At 71.1% G+C, this 20584-nt stretch carries 17 protein-coding genes; 5 read left to right on the plus strand and 12 right to left on the minus strand.

Annotated features, from left to right (window positions below):
* The first annotated feature begins 41 nt into the window (after nucleotides 1–41).
* The 3 genes from ABZT17_RS06710 to galE all read left to right on the plus strand — a co-directional run bounded on the left by ABZT17_RS06710 (nucleotide 42) and on the right by galE (nucleotide 3615).
* A complete protein-coding gene (locus ABZT17_RS06710; RefSeq protein ID WP_356344565.1) occupies nucleotides 42–1544 on the plus strand; it encodes a CoA-acylating methylmalonate-semialdehyde dehydrogenase in 1503 nt (500 codons plus the stop codon).
* Nucleotides 1545–1579: 35 nt separating this feature from the next.
* A complete protein-coding gene (locus ABZT17_RS06715; RefSeq protein WP_356344568.1) occupies nucleotides 1580–2365 on the plus strand; it encodes a GntR family transcriptional regulator in 786 nt (261 codons plus the stop codon).
* 191 nt (nucleotides 2366–2556) lie between these two features.
* Nucleotides 2557–3615, plus strand: a complete 1059-nt coding sequence (gene galE / locus ABZT17_RS06720; protein ID WP_356344810.1) for a UDP-glucose 4-epimerase GalE — start codon at nucleotides 2557–2559, stop codon at nucleotides 3613–3615.
* Here galE and ABZT17_RS06725 read toward each other — a convergent pair.
* From ABZT17_RS06725 to ABZT17_RS06760, 8 genes are all read right to left on the minus strand, one after another.
* A complete protein-coding gene (locus ABZT17_RS06725) occupies nucleotides 3542–5380 on the minus strand; it encodes a glycoside hydrolase family 15 protein (RefSeq protein WP_356344571.1) in 1839 nt (612 codons plus the stop codon). The genes galE and ABZT17_RS06725 overlap by 74 nt on opposite strands.
* The gene (gene rfbB, locus ABZT17_RS06730; protein ID WP_356344573.1) at nucleotides 5377–6384 is read right to left on the minus strand and encodes a dTDP-glucose 4,6-dehydratase; all 1008 of its coding nucleotides are present in this window, start codon (nucleotides 6382–6384) and stop codon (nucleotides 5377–5379) included. Before rfbB ends, ABZT17_RS06725 begins: the two co-directional genes overlap by 4 nt.
* Before the next feature lie 31 nt (nucleotides 6385–6415).
* Nucleotides 6416–7393 carry a UDP-glucuronic acid decarboxylase family protein gene (locus ABZT17_RS06735; protein ID WP_356344575.1) on the minus strand — a complete coding sequence of 326 codons (978 nt, stop codon included), beginning with the start codon at nucleotides 7391–7393 and terminating at the stop codon, nucleotides 6416–6418.
* A gap of 16 nt (nucleotides 7394–7409) precedes the next feature.
* Nucleotides 7410–8735, minus strand: coding sequence for a UDP-glucose/GDP-mannose dehydrogenase family protein (locus ABZT17_RS06740; RefSeq protein WP_356344577.1), 1326 nt, complete (start codon nucleotides 8733–8735; stop codon nucleotides 7410–7412).
* Nucleotides 8736–8774: 39 nt separating this feature from the next.
* The gene (locus ABZT17_RS06745; protein ID WP_356344579.1) at nucleotides 8775–10079 is read right to left on the minus strand and encodes a glycosyltransferase; all 1305 of its coding nucleotides are present in this window, start codon (nucleotides 10077–10079) and stop codon (nucleotides 8775–8777) included.
* A gap of 98 nt (nucleotides 10080–10177) precedes the next feature.
* Nucleotides 10178–11125 (minus strand): NAD-dependent epimerase/dehydratase family protein, encoded by a 948-nt coding sequence (locus ABZT17_RS06750; protein ID WP_356344582.1) that lies wholly within the window; start codon nucleotides 11123–11125, stop codon nucleotides 10178–10180.
* Nucleotides 11125–11799: a sugar transferase gene (locus tag ABZT17_RS06755; protein ID WP_356344585.1), complete on the minus strand. Its 675-nt coding sequence runs from the start codon at nucleotides 11797–11799 to the stop codon at nucleotides 11125–11127. The genes ABZT17_RS06750 and ABZT17_RS06755 overlap by 1 nt, the downstream gene beginning before the upstream one ends.
* A gap of 29 nt (nucleotides 11800–11828) precedes the next feature.
* A complete protein-coding gene (locus ABZT17_RS06760) occupies nucleotides 11829–12893 on the minus strand; it encodes a glycosyltransferase family 4 protein (RefSeq protein WP_356344587.1) in 1065 nt (354 codons plus the stop codon).
* A 126-nt stretch (nucleotides 12894–13019) separates the two neighbouring features.
* Here ABZT17_RS06760 and ABZT17_RS06765 point away from each other — a divergent pair, with 126 nt between their 5' ends.
* On the plus strand, nucleotides 13020–14462 hold the full coding sequence (locus tag ABZT17_RS06765) for a polysaccharide biosynthesis tyrosine autokinase (RefSeq protein WP_356344589.1): 1443 nt from the start codon (nucleotides 13020–13022) through the stop codon (nucleotides 14460–14462).
* 18 nt (nucleotides 14463–14480) lie between these two features.
* Complete coding sequence (locus ABZT17_RS06770) at nucleotides 14481–15875, plus strand: O-antigen ligase family protein (RefSeq protein ID WP_356344592.1); 1395 nt, start codon at nucleotides 14481–14483, stop codon at nucleotides 15873–15875.
* Here ABZT17_RS06770 and ABZT17_RS06775 read toward each other — a convergent pair.
* Genes ABZT17_RS06775 through ABZT17_RS06790 form a run of 4 tightly spaced genes read right to left on the minus strand, consistent with a single transcriptional unit; the run spans nucleotide 15855 to nucleotide 20579 of the window.
* The gene (locus tag ABZT17_RS06775) at nucleotides 15855–16847 is read right to left on the minus strand and encodes an NAD(P)-dependent oxidoreductase (RefSeq protein WP_356344594.1); all 993 of its coding nucleotides are present in this window, start codon (nucleotides 16845–16847) and stop codon (nucleotides 15855–15857) included. The two genes, ABZT17_RS06770 and ABZT17_RS06775, sit on opposite strands and share 21 nt — an antisense overlap.
* Nucleotides 16844–17827 carry a glycosyltransferase family 2 protein gene (locus tag ABZT17_RS06780; protein WP_356344596.1) on the minus strand — a complete coding sequence of 328 codons (984 nt, stop codon included), beginning with the start codon at nucleotides 17825–17827 and terminating at the stop codon, nucleotides 16844–16846. Before ABZT17_RS06780 ends, ABZT17_RS06775 begins: the two co-directional genes overlap by 4 nt.
* Nucleotides 17824–19023, minus strand: coding sequence for a hypothetical protein (locus ABZT17_RS06785; RefSeq protein ID WP_356344599.1), 1200 nt, complete (start codon nucleotides 19021–19023; stop codon nucleotides 17824–17826). Before ABZT17_RS06785 ends, ABZT17_RS06780 begins: the two co-directional genes overlap by 4 nt.
* A complete protein-coding gene (locus ABZT17_RS06790) occupies nucleotides 19020–20579 on the minus strand; it encodes an oligosaccharide flippase family protein (protein ID WP_356344601.1) in 1560 nt (519 codons plus the stop codon). Before ABZT17_RS06790 ends, ABZT17_RS06785 begins: the two co-directional genes overlap by 4 nt.
* Between the last annotated feature and the right edge of the window lie 5 nt (nucleotides 20580–20584).

Genomic DNA, 20584 nt, shown 5'->3' on the forward strand with positions numbered 1-20584 from the left:
CGACTCCCCCGCGTGAACCGCTTTCGAAAGGCCCCCGCACCATGAAGACCATCACCCACTGGATCGACGGCAAGCCCGTCGCGTCCGCCTCCGGCCGCCACGGCGCCGTGTACGACCCGGCGACCGGCGCGCAGGAGAAGCAGGTCGGTTTCGCGACCGTCGACGAGGTGGACGCCGCCGTCGCCTCCGCGAAGGCCGCCTTCGAGACCTGGGGCACCTCCTCGCTCGCCAAGCGCACCGCGATCCTGTTCAAGTACCGCGAGCTGCTCGACGCGCACCGCGACGAGATCGCCGAGCTGATCACCGCCGAGCACGGCAAGGTTCACTCCGACGCGCTCGGCGAGGTCGCGCGCGGCATGGAGATCGTCGAGCTGGCGTGCGGGATCAGTGTGCAGCTGAAGGGCGAGCTGTCGACGCAGGTCTCGACCCGGGTCGACGTGGCCTCGATCCGGCAGCCGCTCGGCGTGGTCGCGGGCATCACCCCGTTCAACTTCCCGGCCATGGTGCCGATGTGGATGTTCCCCCTGGCCATCGCGTGCGGCAACACCTTCGTGCTCAAGCCCAGCGAGAAGGACCCGTCGGCCTCCTTCCGCCTCGCCGAGCTGGCCTCCGAGGCGGGCCTGCCGGACGGGGTGCTGAACATCGTGCAGGGCGACAAGGTCGCCGTGGACCGTCTGCTGGAGCACCCGGACATCGAGGCGGTGTCCTTCGTCGGCTCGACGCCGATCGCGAAGTACATCCAGCTCAAGGCGGTCGAGCACGGCAAGCGCGTACAGGCCCTGGGTGGTGCCAAGAACCACATGCTGGTCCTGCCCGACGCCGATCTGGACTTCGCGGCCGACCAGGCGATCAACGCGGCCTACGGCTCGGCGGGCGAGCGCTGCATGGCCGTGTCCGTCGTGGTCGCGGTCGGCGACACCGGCGACGAACTGGTCGCCAAGATCGCCGAGCGCGCGAAGGACCTGAGGATCGGTCCCGGCGACGACCCGGCGTCCGAGATGGGCCCGCTGATCACGCGCGAGCACCGCGACAAGGTGGCCTCCTATGTCTCCTCGGCCGCCGAGCAGGGCGCGGAGGTCGTGGTCGACGGCACCGGGTACACCGTCGAGGACCACCCCGAATGCGCCGACGGCTTCTTCCTCGGCGTGTCGCTGCTGGACCGGGTGCCGCTGACGGCGGACGCCTACCGGGACGAGATCTTCGGCCCGGTCCTCGCGGTGGTCCGCGCGGAGTCGTACGACGAGGCCATCAAGCTGATCAACGACTCCCGCTGGGGCAACGGCACCGCCATCTTCACCCGGGACGGCGGCGCCGCCCGCCGCTTCCAGCTGGAGGTCAAGGCGGGCATGGTCGGCGTGAACGTGCCGATCCCGGTGCCCGTCGGCTACCACTCCTTCGGCGGCTGGAAGGACTCCCTCTTCGGCGACCTGCATGTCTACGGCAATGACGGCATCGCCTTCTACACCCAGGGCAAGGTGATCACCACGCGCTGGCCGGACCCGGCCGACGCGGGCATCAACCTCGGTTTCCCCAGCCACTCCTGACGTCACGTCAGCTCTCATCGGAGGGAGGTACGTCCATGGCGAAGACCCGTGGCGCGACCCGCGCCGCGAACGCCCCCGCGCTCGACTCCCTGGACTTCGCCCTGGACCGCGGCAGTCCGGTGCCGCTGTACTACCAGCTCGCGCAGCAGCTGGAGGCGGCGATCGAGCACGGGGCCCTCGCCCCGGGAAACCTCCTGGGCAACGAGATCGACCTCTCGACCCGCCTGGGCCTGTCCCGACCGACCGTCCGGCAGGCCATCCAGTCCCTGGTCGACAAGGGCCTCCTGGTGCGCCGCAGGGGCGTGGGCACCCAGGTCGTCCACAGCCAGGTCAAGCGCCCCCTGGAGCTCTCCAGCCTCTACGACGACCTGGAGGCGGCCGGCCAGGGCCCGACCACGCAGGTGGTCCGCAACGAACGGCAGCCCGCCTCCCCGGACGTCGCGGCCGCCCTCGGCATCGCGGAGGGCGGCGAGGTGATCGTCCTGGAACGGCTGCGCCTCACCCACGGCCAGCCGGTGGCCCTGCTCTGCAACTACCTCCCGGCCACCCTCCTGGAGCTGGACTCGGGGCGCCTGGAGTCGACGGGCCTGTACCGCATGATGCGCACCGCCGGCATCACCCTGCACAGCGCCCGCCAGACGATCGGCGCCCGCTCCGCCACCGCGGACGAGGCCGGACGCCTGGAGGAAGAGCCGGGCGCCGCCCTGCTCACCATGCAGCGCACGGCCTACGACGACACCGGCCGCCCGGTCGAGTACGGGACGCACATCTACCGCGCGTCCCGGTACGCCTTCGACTTCCAGCTGCTGGTCAGACCCTGACCCGGCCGGCCGCGCGCCGAACCCCCGCCCGGCCCCCTTGACTTCCGGGGCCGGCCGGGGGCACAGTCGTACATATACGTCGTAAACATACGGCGTTCGAATCCTTCCTCCAGGGCCGGTGAGGCACCGTGGACAAGGAGCGGCGACTGCGCGCACGGCCGGGGGCCGCTTCGCTGTGGGCCCCCACCACGATCCTCGTCACCGGCGGAGCCGGCTTCATCGGCAGCCACGCCTGCGTCGAACTCCTCGACCACGGCTACGAGGTGATCGTGGTCGACGACTACACCAACAGCAGCCCCCAGGTCCTGGCCCGGGTGGAACGCGTCGCCGGCCGGTTCGTGGGCGCCGTCTACGAACTGGACATCCGGGACCGCCGCTCGCTGTCGGCCGTCTTCGAACGCCACTCGGTGGACGCGGTGATGCACTTCGCCGCGCTCAAGTCCCCGAGCGCGTCCCTGAAGTCGCCCGTCCCGTACTACGACACCAACGTGGGCGGCACCACCGCGCTGCTGCGCGCCATGCACGAGCACGGGGTGCACCGCCTGGTCTTCTCCTCCACCTGCGCGGTCTACGGCGACGCCGGCCCCGGCCTGCTGGACGAGTCCACGCCCGCCGCCCCGGCCGCTCCCTACGGCACCTCGAAGTGGATCTCCGAGCAGATCCTCGCCGACGTCTGCCGCCACTGCCCCGACTGCACGGTGCTGTGCCTGCGCTACGCCAATCCGGCCGGCGCCCACCCCAGCGGCATGCTCGGCGAGGTCCCGAGCGACGTCCCCGACAACCTCCTGCCGTATGTGGCGCAGGTCGCCGTGGGCCGCAGGGAGCGGCTGCGGATCTTCGGCGGGGACTATCCGACCCCCGACGGCACCGCGATCCGCGACTACATCCACGTCATGGACACCGTCGAGGCCCACCGGGTGGCGCTCGACCACCTGGCCGACGCACCGGGCATGCGGGTGTTCAACATCGGCCTGGGGCAGGGGAGTTCGGTGCTGGACGTGGTCGCCGTGTTCTCCGCGGCGTGCGGCCGGCAGGTGCCGTACGAGATCGCTCCGCGCCGCCCCGGGGACGTGGCCTCGCTCGTCGCCGACGCGAGCGCGGTCTCGCGGGCGTGGGGGTGGCGGCCGACCCGTGATCTCGGGGACGTGTGCCGGGACGCCTGGCGGTTCCAGCAGCTCAACCCGCGCGGATACCGAGAGGACGGGGAGGGGTACCGGGCGGCGGGGCACGACGGGCAGCCGCCCGCGTGAGGGCGAAGGCCGTCTCCACCAGGGAGATGTGGCTGAACGCCTTGGGAGCGTTGCCCAGTTGGCGGTGTGCGTCCGGGTCCCACTGCTCGGAGAGCAGGCCGACGTCGTTGCGGACGGCGAGCACACGCTCGAAGACCTCCCGGGCCTCGGCGAGGTGTCCGGTCGCGGCGAGGGCGTCGGCGTACCAGAGGGTGCAGGACACGAACGCGCCCTCGGCGCCGGGCAGTCCGTCCGATCCCGGCCCCTCGGCCGGATACCGCCGCAGGAACCCGCCGTACGACAGGTCCCGCATGGCCCGGACGGTGTCGCGCACGCGCACGTCCGGCCCCGGCAGGAAGCCCAGCCGGGGAATCAGCAGGGCCGAGGCGTCCAACGAGGGCGATCCGTAGGCCTGTACGAAGGACCTCCCGACCGGGTCCCAGCCCTGCCGGCACACCTCCCGGCGGACCTCCTCCCCCAGCGCCCGCCACTCCCCCGACACCCGGTCGCGCCCGAACAGCCGCGCCATGCGCAGGGCACGGTCCGCGGCCACCCACACCATGACCTTGGAGTGCACGAACTGACGCCGGGAGCCGCGCACCTGCCACAGCCCGTGGTCGGGTTCGCGCCAGTGCCCGCTCAGATGGGCCATCAACGCCTCGACCAGGCTCCACACATGGCCCGGCAGCGGGATGCCCGCGCGCGACGACAGGAACAGCGCCTCCATGACCTCGCCGTAGACGTCGAGCTGGAACTGCCCGGCGGCGGAGTTGCCGAACCTGACCGGCCGCGAGCCCTCGTACCCCGGCAGCCACGGCGCCTCGGTCTCCGGCAGCAGCCGCTGCCCGCCCACCCCGTACACGGTCTGCAGATCGGCGGGATCCCCGGCGATGGCCCGCACCAGCCAGTCCACCCAGGCGGTGGCCTCCTCCCGGTACCCGCTGCGCAGCAGACAGGACAGCGCGAGCGCGGAGTCCCGCAGCCAGCAGTACCGGTAGTCCCAGTTCCGCTCGCCGCCGGGGCAGGCCGGGAGGGAGGTGGTGGGGGCGGCGACGATGCCGCCCGTCGACGCGCAGGTGAGCGCCTTCAGGGTGATCAGGGAGCGGACGACCGCCTCCCGCCAGGGCCCCCGGTAGCGGCAGCGGGCGGTCCAGTGCCGCCAGAAGTCGCCGGTCTCCTTCAGCACGGTGTCCGCGGGAACCCACAGGGGTGCGGGCCGCTCGGCCCTGTGCGAGGGCGCCCACACCGTCCTCAGGGCGAGCCGCCGGCCGGCCGGCACGGAGAAGTCGAGGACGGCGCCGTCGGTCGACGGGTGTTCTCCGCCGGCGTCGTCGGTGTGCAGCCACAGGGCGTCCGGACCGGCCAGGGCGACGGTGCAGTCGTCGGCGGCGCGGATCCAGGGCACGACGCGGCCGTGGTGGAAGCGCGGCCTGAGCTCACTGCGCATCCGCACACAGCCGGACAGTCCCTCCACCACGCGCAGCAGGCACGGCAGTCCGTCCCGCGGCGGCATGAGGTCGGTGACCCGCACGGTGCCGTGCGCCGTCTCCCACCGGGAGTCCAGGACCAGGGTGTCCGGCCGGTACGCCCGATGGGCGCAGGGTCCTTCGACGCCGAGCGGGGCCACCCGCCAGAACCCGTTGTCCCGTGTGCCGAGCAGGGCGGCCAGACAGGCGGGAGAGTCGAACCGGGGCAGGCACAGCCAGTCGACGGAGCCGTCACGGCCGACCAGGGCGGCGGTCTCCAGGTCGCTGAGGAGGGCGTAGTCCTCGATCGGGGCGTTCATGACCGCAGCAGCACCCTCTCGCCGGAACCGGCCCGCCGCAGCAGCGGTTCCCACCACGAGCGGTGCGTCCGGTACCAGTCCACGGTCTCCGCGAGGCCGTCGGCCAGGTCCTTGTGCGGGGCGTAGCCGAGCTGCGCGCGGATCTTGGTGAAGTCGACCGAACAGCGCCGGTCGTGACCCTGGCGGTCCTCGACGAAGGTCACCCTGCCCCAGTCGGCCCCGCACTCCCGCAGCAGCAGTCCGGTCAGCTCCCGGTGCGACAGCTCGTTGCCGGCACCGATGTTGTAGACCTCCCCCGGCCGGCCCGCCGCCCGGACCAGCTCGATGGCCCGCACATGGTCGTCGACGTGGATCCAGTCGCGCACATGGGCGCCGTCGCCGTACAGCGGCAGCGGCCGGCCCTGCAGCAGCCGGGTGATGAACAGCGGGACGAGCTTCTCGGGGTGCTGGTAGGGCCCGTAGGTGTTCGAGCAGCGGGTGACCCGGACGTCGAGACCGTGGGTGCGGTGGTACGACAGGGCGATCAGGTCGGCACCCGCTTTGGACGCGGAGTACGGCGAGTTGGGCCGCACCGGGTCGGTCTCCGCCCAGGATCCGGCGCGGATGGACCCGTAGACCTCGTCGCAGGAGATGTGCACGAACGTCCTCAGCCGGTGGTGGAGGGCGGCGGCGAGCAGGGCCTGGGTGCCCAGCACGTTCGTACGGACGAAGGCGTCCGGGCTCACGACGGGCCCGACCTGCGACTCGGCGGCGAAGTGGACGACCTGGTCGTGGTCGGCGGCCAGCCTGCCCACCAGGTCCGCGTCGCAGATGTCGCCGTGCACGAAGCCGAAGCCGTCGGCGCGACGGACGTCGGCCAGGTTGGCGAGGCTGCCGACGTGGGTGAGCCGGTCCAGCACGGTGACGGCCACCCCGGGCGGCCCGTTCGGCCCGAGGAGGGTGCGGACGTAGTGCGAGCCGATGAAGCCGGCGCCGCCGGTGACCAGGATACGAGTCGTGCTCATGACGGGATCCGCGCCTTGCCGACGAGGGCTCTCACGGAGACCACCCCACCGCGGATCGCTCCGGAGACCGTACGAGCGTCTCCGGCTGGGCGAGGAACCACTCGACGGTGCGCCGCAGCCCTTCGTCCAGGGGCACCAGCGGGCGCCAGCCCAGTTGGGTGCGGGCCCGGGTGATGACGGGGCACCGGCGGACCGGGTCGTCGACGGGCAGCGGCAGGAAGCGCAGCCGGCTGGACGATCCGGTGATCAGCAGCACCAGTTCGGCGAGTTCGCGCACCGTCCGCTCCTCGGGGTTGCCGAGGTTGAACGGGCCGGTCCGGTGCGAGTCGATCGCGGCCGTGAGCCCGCGGACCAGATCGTCGACGTAGCAGAAGCTGCGGGTCTGGCCGCCGTCGCCGAAGAGAGTCAGGTCCTCCCCCGCCAGGGCCTGCCGGACGAAGGTGGAGACCACCCGGCCGTCCTGCGCCCGCATCCGCGGCCCGTAGGTGTTGAAGATCCGTACGATGCCGACGTCGGCGTCCTCGCTGCGCCGGTACGCCATCGAGAGGGCTTCGGCGTAGCGCTTCGCCTCGTCGTAGACGCTGCGGGGGCCGACGGGGTTCACATGGCCCCAGTAGTCCTCGGTCTGCGGATGTACCGCCGGGTCGCCGTAGACCTCGCTGGTGGAGGCGAGGACGAAGCGCGCGTGGTGGCGGAGCGCCAGGTCCAGCAGGTTCTCGGTGCCACGGCTGCCGGCCGCCAGCGTCTGCAGCGGCATGCGCTGGTAGTCGTACGGCGATGCGGGGCTCGCGAGATGGACCACGGCGTCGACCTCCCCGGCCACCCGGAACCGGGCCGTGACATCGCACGACACGCACTCGAAGCCGGGTGTCCGCAGCAGGTGGCGGACGTTCTCCGCTCGCCCCGAGGAGAAGTCGTCCAGACAGCGGACGCTGTCGCCCCGCCGCAGCAGGGCCTCGCACAGATGGGATCCGAGAAAGCCGCTTCCGCCTGCCACCACCGCACGCACTGTCTTCTCCCGCCGGTCAGCCGAGCCGCGGACGACCCGGCGCGCACAGGGTCCACCCCGCCGCGCGCCAGGCCACCGGGTCGAGGACGTTCCGGGCGTCGACCAGAGCCGGAGTCCGCACCACGGCGGCCAGCGCGGCCGGGTCGAGCTCGCGGTACTGGGGCCACTCGGTGAGGTGCAGCACCACGTCGGCCTGCTCGCACGCCTTCGCCACGTCCAGCGCGAACTGCAGTTCCGGGTGGGCGGCCCGGGCGTTGTCGACGGCCTCCGGGTCATGGACCCGGACCCTGGCTCCTCGGCGTCGCACGGCGTCCGCGACGTCCAGCGCGGGCGAGTCCCGCACATCGTCGCTGTGCGGTTTGAAGGAGGCTCCGAGGACGGCGACGCCATGGTCCCGGAAGTCCCCGCCGACCATCCGCTCGGCGAGGTCCACGACGCGGCGGCGCTGGCGTGTGTTGATCTCGTCGACCTGGTGCAGGAGCACCACGGACGCCCCGAGGCCCAGTTCTTCGGCGCGGGCCGCGAAGGCCCGGATGTCCTTGGGCAGACAGCTGCCGCCGAAGCCGAGGCCGGGCGCCAGGAAGCTCGGCCCGATGCGGGAGTCCGCGCCCATCGCCTCGGCGAGGGTGCACACATCGGCACCCGTCGCGTCGCAGATCTCGGCCATGGCGTTGATGAAGGAGATCTTGGTGGCGAGGAAGGAGTTGGAGGCCAGCTTGACGAGTTCGGCGGTGGCGGGCTCGGTGACGATGAAGCGGGTCCCGTCGGCCAGCAGGGGTGCGTAGATCTCCCGGAGCCGCCTCTCGGCGTGGACGGAGCGGACTCCGACGACGATGCGCTCGGGCCTCAGGGTGTCCCGGACGGCACGGCCCTCACGCAGGAACTCGGGGTTCCAGGCGATGTCCACGTCCGGGGCCAGGGCCCGCAGCCGCCCTGCCAGCCGGTCGGCCGTCCCGACCGGCACCGTGGACTTGCCGACCACCAGGACACGCTCGTACCCGCTGCCCGGCAGGTACGGCGCCAGGCCGTCCACGGCGGCCTCGACATGGCGCAGGTCGGAGGCGCCGGAATCGGCACGCTGCGGGGTGCCCACACAGACGAAGTGGGTGTCGGCGAACCAGGCGGCCTCGGTCAGGGAGGTGGTGAAGCGCAGCCGCCGGCTGTCCACGGCCGACTTGAGCATGGCGGACAGTCCGGGTTCGTAGAACGGCGGGCGGCCGGCCGCCAGCGCACCGATCCGTTCCGCGTCGACGTCCACACCGAGGACTTCGTGGCCGAGTTCCGCCATACAGGCGGCGTGCACGGCTCCTACGTATCCGGTGCCTATGACAGTGAGGCGCATGTCGGTCTCCGTGGTGGGTGCGTCGAAGGCGCGCTCGGTTCAGGGCGCTGGGACGATTCCCCGGTGCCGCCCCGGGACGCCGGCGGACGGCTCGGGAAGGGGCGGCAGGCCGAGCAGTTCTCGGTAACAGGCGTCGACGGCCGCGCACATGGCCTGAGGTTCGAACGACGTACGAACCCGTCGTCGGCCCTGTCGTCCCATCTCCGCGGCTTCCCGGGGGTGGTCGAGCAGCCAGCCGACCGCCCGGGCCTCCTCCTGCGGGTCGGCCGGCGGCACGAGCAGACCCGTGGCGCCGTGCTCGACCAGGTCGGGCACGCCGTTCACGGCGGTGGCCACGACCGGCCGGGCCGTGGCCAGTGCCTCGGTGAGAGCCCGGCCGAGCCCCTCGTAGAGCGAGGTGGTCACGAAGACGTCGAGCCCTGCCACGAGCCAGGACGCGTCCGCCCGGTGCCCGGTGAAGATCACGTCGATGTCGAGTTCCGCCGCCAGCTTCCGGGTTTCGTCCAGGAGCGGCCCGTCACCGATCATGACGAAGGCGCTGCCGGGGCGCTCGGCGCGGATCGCGGCGGCCATGCGGACGAAGTTCCACGGCGCCTTCTGGTGGTCGACCCGGCCGACGGTGCCGACGAGGGCCGTTTCAGGGGGTACCCCCAGGGCTCGCCGGGCCGTGGGGTCGAACCGTTCGGGGATGTGCCCCAGATCGACCGCCGACGGTACGACGTGGATGCGCCCCGGTGTGGCCAGGCGCTCCTCGACCGCCTCCTGAGCCACCCGTGGTGCCACCGCGAGGAATCGGTGGGTGAAGCGCCGGGTCGCCCGCTCCAGCCAGCGGTAGGCCGTGCGCCTGCCGCGCGACATGTAGGGGTGGAAGCTGAAGCCGTGGAAGGTGTGCACCACCACCGGTGTACGGCACCACCTCGCCGCGGTGCGCCCCAGGAAACCGCCCTTTCCCGAGTGGGTGTGCACGACCGTGAAGCGCTCGTGCCGGATGAGCCGCACCAGCCGTCGCAGCACGAGCAGGTCCGTCGGGGTCAGGGTGTGCCGGAACCCGGGTATCTGGACGGTGTGCAGCCCCGCGGCACGGGCGCGCTCCCAGAACTCGCCCCCCGGGACCCCGGCGATCCACACCTCGTAGCGCTCGGGGTCCATTCCCTCCGCCGACAGCAGGGTGTTGCCGCCGGCTCCCGCCTCGAAGCGGGTGATGACGTGCAGGACCTTGATGCGGGGCAGCACCGGCGGTGTCGGCAGCGTCGCCGCCGGTGCCACCTGCGCGGGCGTCGCGGGCCAGCTCGGGGCTCTGCCGTCCGACCGCCACGAACCGGTCGCGAGCGTCGCGTTCCGCATGGTCGACCACCACCGTCACATTGGTCGTATATTTACGGTGTATACGTACAGCATACTCGCCCGGGTGTCCGGGGCAATCCGGACGGTCGGCACGTCGGTCACGCCGCCGACAGCGGCCGTGCCGACCGCGCGGCCGCCACCATGGCCGCGAGTCCGTCCCGCACGCCCGTGGTGGGCCGGAAGCCGAAGGCCCCACGGGCGACGGCGATGTCCGCGGCGGTGCGGCGGGCGTCGCCCCGCTGAGTCGGCGCGCGCACCACGCGTACGGGCGCGCCCAACACGCGGAGAAGGCCGATGACCTGATTCATCGTCACCTCGGATCCGCCCCCGACGTTGGCGACACCGCTCCACGGGGAGAGCGCGGCCTCGCGCATGGCGGTCACCACATCGGCGACATAGGTGAAGTCCCGGCTCTGCCCACCGTCTCCGTACAGCGTGAAGGTCCGCCCCGCGAGGGCCGCCGTCACCAGCCGGGAGAAAGCCATGTCCGGGCGCTGTCGAGGGCCGTACACGCTGAACAGCCGGAGCGAGACGGCGTCGACGCCGAACGCCGTGCGGTAGGTCTCGCACAGGTGCTCCGCGGCCAGCTTGGTCACGCCGTACGGGCTCACCGGCTGCGGGCGTGCCGTCTCCCTGGTCGGGTAGGTCTCGGCGTTCCCGTAGACGGAGGAGCTGGAGGCGTACACGAGCCGGGGCAGGGCGGTCGCCCGGGCGGCCTCCAGGAGGCGCTGGGTGACCAGGACGTTGCGTTCCACGTAGACGGCGAACTCCGGGCCCCAGGAACCTCTCACCCCGGGCTGGCCGGCGAGGTGGTACACGGCGTCGGCGCCGTCGAGGAGGGGCTCCAGAGGGGCCGTCAGGAGGTCCTGGCGCAGGAAGGTGAACCCGTCCCGGCCGAGCAGGGAGGTGAGGTTCTGCCGCTTGCGCCCGGGAGCGTAGTACCGCGTCATGGCGTCGACGCCCGTCACCTCGTCGCCGCGGGACAGCAGATGTTCGCACAGGTGGGAGCCGATGAACCCGGCTGCCCCGGTCACGACGGCGCGCATCACGAACCGCCTCCCTCGTCCCAGGCGGCGGACAGCAGGTACCAGGGCGTGCGGGCGACGAAGACAAGGACCGTGGGCACGGAGATGTGCGCCAGCAGCTGGGCGTCCATCGCGGCACGGCGCGGCACCATGACCTCGAGGTAGTAGCCCTCGGGGTCCGGCCTGCCGTCCAGCAGCACCGCGTCACGGCGTGAGCGGAGTTGGCAGGGTCCCGTGAGCCCGGGGCGGTGGCGGAACACCCACTGGTACTCGGCCGGATACCGGTGAGCCAGTTCCACGGCCTCGGGGCGCGGTCCCACCAGCGTCATGTCGCCGCGCAGGACATTGAAGAGCTGCGGGAGTTCGTCAAGGCTGAAACGTCGCAGCAGGCGTCCCGTGGCGGTCACGCGCGCGTCGGTGGCACCGGTCAGCCCCGGCCCCTCGGCGTCCTGCCGCATGCTGCGGAACTTGTACAGGGTGAACTCCCGTGCGCCTTCGCCCATGCGTTGCTGCCGGAACAGCGCCGGCCCCTCACTCGTCGCGCGCACCACGAGGGCCAGCAGGACCAGCAGCGGAGACAGGAGGAAGATCAGCAGCGACGATACGGCCACGTCCAGCGCGCGGCGCGGCAGGGTGAGAGGTGCCGGAGCCATGCGCGGGAGGGCCTTCTGCTGCAGGTGACCGGTCGTGTCCATGAAAGGTGTCCTTTCACAGGTCGCCGCCGTCACGGCGGCACCGCGGGAAGTTCCAGGGCCGCCGTCCATCGCGGGAGCCAGGCGTCGTACGAGTAGCGGTGGCCGACGACGGCCCGGGCGCCGCGGCCCAGCCGCTCGCGGTGGGCGTCCGAGCCGTCCAGCAGTTCCTGGAGCGCCTCGGTCCATTCATCGACGTCGGACGCGGCGGGCATCCGGAACTGGCGCAGGATGTCCGCGTTCACCCCGATCGGCGAGGCCACCGAGGGCACGCCGGCGGCGCCGTACTGGAGCAGCTTGTAGCCGCACTTGCCCAGGCTGTACGGGGTGGCGGGGAGCGGCATCAGGCCGATGTCGATCTCGGCCAGCGCGGTGCGCGCGGTGTGCGGGCTCCAGGCGATTCGGTCGACGAGGGCTTCCAGACGGCCCAGAGAACGCCCTGTCGTGCCGACGAGGGTCAGCCGGGCACCGGTGCGGCGGTGGATCTCCTCGATCGCCCCGGCCACCAGCAGCAGACAGGCCTCGTTGTCCCGCGAGCCGATCCAGCCGAGCCGCGGCGGGTCGTGCAGCGCGTAGGAGGTCTTCGGCAGGTAGTCCTCCGGAGCCACGCAGCTGGGGATCACCACGACATCTCCGTGATGTTGCGCGGCCCAGCTCCCGAGGACGTCATTGCCCGCGATGACCCGGTCGGCGTGGAGCACGGAGGTCCGCGCCTTCTCGGCCTTCGGTGCCAGCTTCCGGGCCAGGCCACCGTCGCCGCGGTCCCACTGCAGGGCGTCGTCGAAGTCGTACACGGCGAAGTCCGCACCCGTGAGCAGGCGCCGCTCCCACCAGCCGCGACTGAGCGGGGACGCCTCCCGGTGCAGCAGCAGACGTCCGGGGCGCGCGGCCGCGAGGCTGCGCAGCCTCAGCTCGGCGCGCGCCACGGCCAGGGGGTGACGGGCCAGACGGGACGGGGCGGCGTCGGCCAGAGACGCGTAGCTGACGACGGCGAAGTCGGTACCGACACGGTCCAGCCATTCGAAGACACGCACCCGCGAACTACCCGCCCGCCGACTGTAGGGGGTGATGGCGCAGTACTCCGGAGAACGACCCATGGCTTCACATTCGACACCGAACGCTGATAACGTACATTTACGTTGTAAACAGGAATATGCCGTCATAACTTCCTGGAGTCAAGGCGGCCGTAGTGACAGGCCGCACGGACGTGTGGAGGAGTCCCCATGGATCTCCGCGAATACATCGACGTACTGCGCCGGCGGTGGCGGTTCGTCGTGGCGTGCGTGCTGCTGGGGCTCGGCGCGGCGGTCGCCGTGACGGCCCTGACGCCGCGCACCTACACGGCGAAGGCTCAGCTCTTCATCGCCACCAACGACAAGGACAGCTCCAACGCGTACGCGGGCAGTCTCTTCACGGAGCAGCGAGTCAAGTCCTACACGAAGATCGCGAACAGCCCCGCTGTCCTCGAGGGCGTCATCGCCAAGCTGCATCTGCGCACCACGCCCGAACAGCTCGCCAAGAAGATCAGCACGGAGGCGCCGCTGGACACGACCCTCGTCGACATCCGGGTACAGGAGCGGTCCCCCCTCCGGGCGCAGGCGATCGCCGACGAGACAGCCGTCCAGTTCACCAAGTACATCGACAGCATCGAGAAGGGCGCCACGAACGCCCCGCCCCTGGTCAAGGCCAGCGTTCTCAGCGACCCCAGGCCTCCGTCGTCGCCGACGAGTCCCCGCCCCGCGCTGAACCTGGCGATCGGAGGGCTCGCCGGCCTCGTCGTCGGCGTCTCGGGCGCGGTGCTGCGCCAGTCGCTGGACAGCACCGTGCGGTCGGCGGACGACGTCCGCCGCCGTCTGGGCCTCGCGACCGTGGTCGCTCTGCCCAGGCCTCCCCGTCACCGGGCGCACTCCGGGCACGTCGGCGCCACGACGCCCCGGGACGAAGCGATGAACCAGCTCCGCACCCGGCTGCGCTTCTCCGCCGACGGGCGCAGTCCGAGCTCACTCGTGATCGCCGGCTCCCTGCCCGGCGAGGGCAGGACGGAGACCGCCGTCGACCTGGCGGCGAACGTCGCGCGGACGGGCCGGAACGTCGTCCTCGTCGAGGGCGACCTGCGCCGGCCTCATCTGGCCAGGACCCTGGACCTCCCCCGCACGACCGGGCTCACCGAGGTCCTCACCGGCGCCACACCCCTGAACGGCGCCCTCCAGGACTGGGGAGACGGGCTGATGCGGGTGCTCACAGCCGGCACCCCGCCCCCGGATCCGGCCGCGCTGCTCTCGTCCCGCTCCATGACACAGCTGTTCCGCGGTCTCGAGGCGGACGCCGATCTCGTGGTCGTGGACAGTCCACCGCTGCTCCCCTACGCCGACGCGGCCATCCTCGCCTCGGAGGCGGAGGCCGTACTCCTCGTCATCCGCCTCGGCAAGGTCCGCTACGAAGCCGTGCGCCGGGCGATGGAGAGCCTGGCCTCCGTCCATGCGCGCGTCCTCGGCGCCGTTCTCACCGGGCTGCCCGCCGAGAAGTTCGCGCACCAGCAGCCCGACGGCCGGCCGACGAGGCAGAGCGGTCCTGCGGCCCCGCGCCGCAAGCACTCACCGGAGTCCGAAGCGGACGGCACGCCCGTGTCCACCGGCGTCGGCTCCACCACCGGACGCCACCCGTAGGACACCGGGAGGATCCGCATGTCGCAGGCGCAGTACACCTCCGTGCTGATCATCGGCATCCTGGGCCTGCTGGCCCTGTTCCCCTGGGCCGTCGCCTTCCACAGGGCCCACGTCTTCAGGGACTGGGATCTCACCGCCACGCTCGTTCTCGTGGTCGGTGTGCTGGCCAACACGGAGGCCGCCGCGTACATCATCGGTTCGGGCCGCAAGGAGCGCCTGGACCCCCAGGGCCGGACCGTGATCGGATTCCCGGATTGGGTGAACCGGATCGACATGGTCGCGAACGGCCTGATCCTGGTCGCCTGTGCGCTCTTCGTCCTCTACCGGCTGCTGATGGCGCGTGCCCGCATCAATACGGCACCCCTCATCGCCGTGATGATCGTCCTGGCTCTGGGCGCCTCCGACGGCCTGCACGGACAGCCGTTGTGGGCCCCCAGGCAACTCACCCTGCTGATGGCCCTGTTCGCGGCCGCGGTCGGGCGGCCAGGACGTTCGGCGTTCCTCGGTGGCGCAGCCGTCGCCATGGTGTACACCGTCATCAGCGGTGTCGAAGCACTCGTGGCCCCGACGAGTGTCGTACGCCCCTGTCGCGCGGACAACGCCTGCAACGTTCTCGGCATCCACTACGCGGGCGTGTTCAGCAACGAGAACATCTTCGCCCTGCTGCTGCTGGTGTGCGTCCCCTTCGCCTGGCTGGGCCTGCGGGGTGGTGTGCGGATCGTCCTCTCCTGCTACCTCGCGTTCCTGGCGCTGGTCACCGGGAGTGTGCTCGCCGGCACGGCCGCGGTCGTCACGGTGATCCTGTTGGTGCTGCTGCGCCCGAAACTCGCCGACGAGGAGCTCCCGGGGACCCCGCCCGTCACGCCGGCCCACAGGTTCATCGGGATGTCGGCCGTGCTCTCGGCGGTGGCCATCGGTGTCGTCGTGCCGCTGCGCCACGCGGACTTCGGCGATCTGAGACTGCGTGCGGCGATCTGGGACATGGCCAAGGAGGAGTGGACGCGCTCGCCGCTTCTCGGATACGGGGGCAAGGCCTGGTCCGCCAAGTACGAGCAGGGCGCGATTCCCGCCGCGGTCTCGCCGTCGCTCCACAACGAATGGATCGATGTGCTCTACGCGGGCGGACTCGTCGGCGTCTTCCTCTTCGCCGTGCTGCTCGTGTATCTCCTGTTCCGTGACGGGCCCCGAAGGCTCCCCGCCGCGGCCTGCGTCCTGCTGCCGGTGCTGCTGGGCTCGGTGCTGGAGCGGCCGTGGTCCTTCGGCATCAGCAATTCGCTGACCTTCGCACTCCTCGCGACCACGTTGATGCCGATCGGCGCACGTCTGGGCGCGACGCCCGAACCGCTGCCGGAACCGCCGGGCGAAGGCAGGTCCGAACCCGCGGGTGTTCTCTCAGGAGACTCCCTGTCCTGACAGGTCCAGGGCGCGCAGATGATTGCTGTACCGGGGCGAGAGATAGTCCCCGTACTCACCGTTCCGCATCGCGTCACGGATCTCGCGTATGCCGTCGACGACCCGGAAACTGTTGGTGAACGAGAGTGCCTGTCGTATCAGGGAGAAATCCACTCGGTAGTTCCGTGGGTCGTCGACTTCCCCGAGGAAGTCGGTCACCGATCCGGGGACTTCCCGCCGGACCAGTTCGGCCAGGTCCCGGATCAGGTAGTTCTCCTCGTTCGAGCCGCAGTTGTACACCGCGGCCGACGAACCGGGCCTCTTCCGCAGGCACTTGAGGACGCCCATGGCCGCGTCCCGCACATGGATGAACGGCCGCCACTGAGCCCCTCCGTGGACCGCGATGTGTCCCTCCGCGATGGCATTGGCCGTCATGACGTTCACGGCCAGGTCGAAACGCATCCGGGGCGACAGGCCGTGGAGCGTCGCGAAACGCAGAATGCAGGGCTCCGGCCCACCGCCGCGCGGCGAGAGAAGGTAGTGCTCCGCCAGCACCTTCGTCTGCGCGTACACCGACTGGGGGTTGAGGGGGGACCAGACGTCGACCTGTTCGCCCGCCGTGCTCCCGTAGTTGCTGCAGGTGGACGCGAAGACGATCCGACCCACCCCGAACTTCCTGCATGCCTCCACGACCCGGATCGTCCCCAGGTAGTTCGTCGCCATCGCCAGATCCTCGTCCACCCCGCACGCGGGATCTCCGACGATCGCGGCGAGGTGAACCACCGCGTCGGCACCGGCGAGCAGGGTCTGCCAGGCGCCCGGGTCCAGTACGTCCCCCCGCTCATACGTCACATGGGGCAGTTCCCGCTGCGTGTCCGACACATAGCCGCTGTCGAGGGACACGACCTCGAATCCGTTGTGGGACAGCAGATCGTCGACGACAGAGCCCAGATACCCTTGCCCCCCTGTGACGAGAACGCGTGTGAGTTTCATCTGCCTTGCCTTCCGACCATTCCATCGGTTGCTTTTCGATCTTCACGGACCCACCGCAGGAACTCCCGGTAGACGGCGAAGGTGGCCCGCAGCTCCACGCGCTGTCCGCGCAGTGCCGCTCCGGCCAGCCGGGCCACGGGTTCCACGGACAGGCTCAGGGCTGTCAGCAGCCACGCCTGGTACCGGGGCCAGTGCTGGAACATGTAACGGGTGCGGCTGCGCAGCAGCAGGTAGTGCCGCCACGGTCCGAGCTGGGCCGAGCTGACCTGACCGGCGTGATAGACGCGCGCTTCACTGATGTGGTACGAGGGCCGGCTCAACCCGCTTGCCCGCAAGGCGAAGTCGACCTCCTCCAGGTACAGGAAGTAGCCGTCGTCGAAGCCGTCGAGCTCGGCGAACAGAGAGCTGCGCACCAGGAAGAACGCTCCTATGACCTGGTCGACCGGGCCGGAGTGGGCGAGTTCCCGCGGCCGCAGGTGGTGGGGCGGGAAGAGGGCGGGCACCAGCCGGTCGAGCCCCGTCATCCTGCCGACGAAGATGCGCGGGCTCGGGAACCTCGAGCAGGAGAGTTGCGGGCGTCCGCGCGCGTCCACCATGCGCGCCCCGAAGATGCCGAAGCCTTCGGCCCAGGGTTTCCCCAGCACCTCACCCGTCACCCGCAGTGTGTCCGGATAGAGCTCGGTGTCGGGGTTGAGGAAGAGCAGGAACTCCGCGTCGCACAGCGTCGCCCCCTGGTTGCACGCCCGGGCGAAGCCGCGGTTCTCGGCGTTGCGTATCAACCGGACCGGCAGGCCGGGAACATCGAGGTGCCGGAGCGAGCCGTCGCTCGACGCGTTGTCGACGACCACCACCTTGCCGACGCGGAGCACCGACCGGTCGGCACGGGCGATGGAGCGCAGACAGTTCCCGAGACAGCGACCGGTGTTCCAGTTGACGATCACGATGTCGACGGTGCGCGGTCGTGGCGGCGCGGTGGTCATCGCGGGCCGTGCCTCACTGCCGAGGCGGCCTCCCGCTCGCTTCCCGCGGGCGTCGGGTCCAGAAGCCGGAGCAGCGGCTCCAGAGTCCGGTTCCAGTCCAGTCGCCGCCCCTGCTCGTAGGCCGCGTCGCTCGCCCTCCGCCACCGGTGTGCGTCACCGAGCGACTCGACGACGGCCGTGAAGTTCTCCTCGGTGTAGGGCACCGAGCCGCGCAGCAGATCGAGATGGCGCCGCCAGGCCGGGACCAGGACGGGCAGTCCGTAGGCCAGGTAGTGCAGGTGCTTCGCCGAGAAGCCCTCTTCACGGATCGGGTCGCGCGTACAGGTGATCAGTCCGAACTGGTACTCGCTGAGGATCTCGGGAGACGCGTAGCCGCGGTAGGCGATGCCGAGCGACGGGTCCGGCGGTGGGCCGCCGTAGACGTCGATGTGGGGGTACAGCCGACCGAGTCGTCCGAGCAGAGGAAGATCGATGAACTGGCTGCTGAGGGACCCGACGTAGGCCACACGCGGCGGATCCGCCCACCGTGCGCGCCGGGCCGAGGGAGTGCAACCCCAGTTGAGCTGGAGGAAGTTGTCTCCGCTGATGCCGTAGTGGGCCTGCGCGTAACGGGCATAGGTCTCCCAGGAGAACGACAGATGCTCCATCCCCTCCAGGAAGTCCCTCTCCCAACGGCGGAACCTCCTGTGCTGCCGCTCGGTCAGCCGTCCTTCGTGGCGTACCTCGTCGGCCCAGGGGTTGGGGCAGTCGTAGAGGGTCTCGGCCCGCGTGCCCGTCGTGAGCACGCCCGCGTCGAAGGGGGTCTCGCAGATGACGAGGTCGAAGTCGTCGAGGGCCAGTTCGGTCCGCAGGATGCGCCGCCGCAGACGGTGGTCCGTCAGCAGTACGTAGTACGACAGGTGGCGCCGCCCGAAACGCCATCGCCGGGTGAGGGCCTTGGAAGCGATGTCGTTCGCGTACAGGGCCAGTTTGGCGGGGCGGGGTGATCCCGGGAGCATCCGGCCGGGAGAGCCGGGGGTACTGGACGCACGAGCAAGGCAGTTGGTGTCCACCAGGCGTACGTCGTGGCCGTGGTCCAGCAGGAACCGCTCGATCGCCAGCGGCTTGACGCTGTTCGCGTATCCGTCGAGCTGCGCCACGATCAGGACGCGCTTGGGCGGCCGGGGGTGCGGGCGGCCGGGTGTGGTGGGAGTCATGACGTCTCCTCCTTCAGAAGCACTCGCTCCGGCACCCTTGGCGCACGGATGAGATCGCGGGCCATGAGCGCCCATGCGACCCCGAGACCGACGAGGACCGGCACGCCGGCCAGCAGCAGCGGGAGCGCTCCGTGCCAGCCGGTTCTCAGCACGAGGAGCTCTCCGCCGCCGGCGGTCAGCACGGCGAGCGCCGTGGCCGGCACCCATCTCCTCGGCAGGCGTCCGTCCCGCAGACCCGCCAGGCGGCGGCAGAGCAGAACGAGGTACAGGGAACCCGCGACCAGCCCGATCGAGGTCGCCAGTACGACGCCGATCACCCCCCACAGCATGGTCAAGGGCACGGTGAGGGCCAGGTTCACCGCCGTCGAGCACCAGGAGTAGCGGGTCTCGAGCCCGGGGCGGCCGATCGCCCGGACGAAGCAGGTGCGCATCCCGGTGAACGCCACCTGCACGACGTATCCGGTCAGCAGAACGGCGGCCACCGCCCCGCTGAGGGCGAGTCCCGGGCCCAGCCACACCACGACCGCCGGCCCCACCGCCGCGATCGTCACCGTCCCGTAGGTGAGCACCGCGGGCAGCCACCGGGACTGGAGCACATGGAAGTCCCCCACCGCTCCGGGCAGTTGCCGGGTGGCGTAGACGTGCGTCATGCGGGTGAGGATCGGCGGGAAGGCGTAGAGCGGCAGGCTGCGCAGGGCGGTCGCCGCCTGGTAGCCGGCGGCGTAGATGCCCACGTATCGCACCGGCAGCAGTACGGCGACCACCAGGGCGTCGATCTCCCCGTTCAGGAAGACGGTGAATCCGGACAGCTGCATACGGGAGGCGTAACCGACGAAGACCCGCCGCTCGGCCGATCGGGGCAGCAGCGGTCGCCGGACGCGGAAGTGCCGTGCCCCCGCGGCGAATCCGCCGACGGTCACGAGCAGGTATCTGAGCGTGGTCAGGAGTGCGAGCGGCAGCAGGTCGTGCCCGTCGTGGACGACCGCGGTCACGGCGACCGCGTAGGTGAGGCACGAACCGGCGCTGACGGCCGCGAGGCTCCGGAAGCGGGCGTTGGCCTGCAGCAGCGCGATCGCGGAGTTGGAGATCAGCGCCAGCGTCAGAAGCGGGCCCAGGACCAGCAGGAGTTGCCCGGCTTCCGCCGTCAACCGTGGTGGAACGTCCAGCGCGGTCACGATCCGGGGGCCGATGAGCGCGGCGAGTCCGGTGACGAGTGCGCCCAGTCCGAGGAAGACCGACACCGAGCCGACGACCAGCCTCCCCGTGGCGTCCTGGTCACCGCGCACACCGTGGTAGGCGTAGAAGCGCGCCAGTGAGGCGCCCACTCCCCCGTCCAGCACGGTGAGGGTGGCGAGGAAGACGAGGATCAGCGACCAGACTCCGAACCGGTCCAGTCCCAGTCGATGGATCAGGTACGGCGTCAGCGCCAGATTGGTGAGCAGCGGCGCGATCTGCGCGAGCGCGCTGAATCCCATCCCGGAGGCGAGTGCCCGGGCGGGGCCCACGGCCGCGGCCGACGGGCTCCGCAGTCGTCCCGGACGAGGGCGCAGACGCACGTGAC

Source organism: Streptomyces sp. NPDC005648, from assembly GCF_040605395.1.
In the GTDB taxonomy this organism is placed as follows: Bacteria; Actinomycetota; Actinomycetes; order Streptomycetales; family Streptomycetaceae; genus Streptomyces.

Coding starts and splice junctions, on each gene's coding strand:
- ABZT17_RS06710 (WP_356344565.1), top strand. CDS start 42: ATGAAGACCATCACCCACTGGATCGACGGCAAGCCCGTCGCGTCCGCC.
- ABZT17_RS06715 (WP_356344568.1), top strand. CDS start 1,580: ATGGCGAAGACCCGTGGCGCGACCCGCGCCGCGAACGCCCCCGCGCTC.
- ABZT17_RS06725 (WP_356344571.1), bottom strand. CDS start 5,380: ATGAACGCCCCGATCGAGGACTACGCCCTCCTCAGCGACCTGGAGACC.
- rfbB (WP_356344573.1), bottom strand. CDS start 6,384: ATGAGCACGACTCGTATCCTGGTCACCGGCGGCGCCGGCTTCATCGGC.
- ABZT17_RS06740 (WP_356344577.1), bottom strand. CDS start 8,735: ATGCGCCTCACTGTCATAGGCACCGGATACGTAGGAGCCGTGCACGCC.
- ABZT17_RS06745 (WP_356344579.1), bottom strand. CDS start 10,079: ATGCGGAACGCGACGCTCGCGACCGGTTCGTGGCGGTCGGACGGCAGA.
- ABZT17_RS06750 (WP_356344582.1), bottom strand. CDS start 11,125: ATGCGCGCCGTCGTGACCGGGGCAGCCGGGTTCATCGGCTCCCACCTG.
- ABZT17_RS06755 (WP_356344585.1), bottom strand. CDS start 11,799: ATGGACACGACCGGTCACCTGCAGCAGAAGGCCCTCCCGCGCATGGCT.
- ABZT17_RS06760 (WP_356344587.1), bottom strand. CDS start 12,893: ATGGGTCGTTCTCCGGAGTACTGCGCCATCACCCCCTACAGTCGGCGG.
- ABZT17_RS06765 (WP_356344589.1), top strand. CDS start 13,020: ATGGATCTCCGCGAATACATCGACGTACTGCGCCGGCGGTGGCGGTTC.
- ABZT17_RS06770 (WP_356344592.1), top strand. CDS start 14,481: ATGTCGCAGGCGCAGTACACCTCCGTGCTGATCATCGGCATCCTGGGC.
- ABZT17_RS06775 (WP_356344594.1), bottom strand. CDS start 16,847: ATGAAACTCACACGCGTTCTCGTCACAGGGGGGCAAGGGTATCTGGGC.
- ABZT17_RS06780 (WP_356344596.1), bottom strand. CDS start 17,827: ATGACCACCGCGCCGCCACGACCGCGCACCGTCGACATCGTGATCGTC.
- ABZT17_RS06785 (WP_356344599.1), bottom strand. CDS start 19,023: ATGACTCCCACCACACCCGGCCGCCCGCACCCCCGGCCGCCCAAGCGC.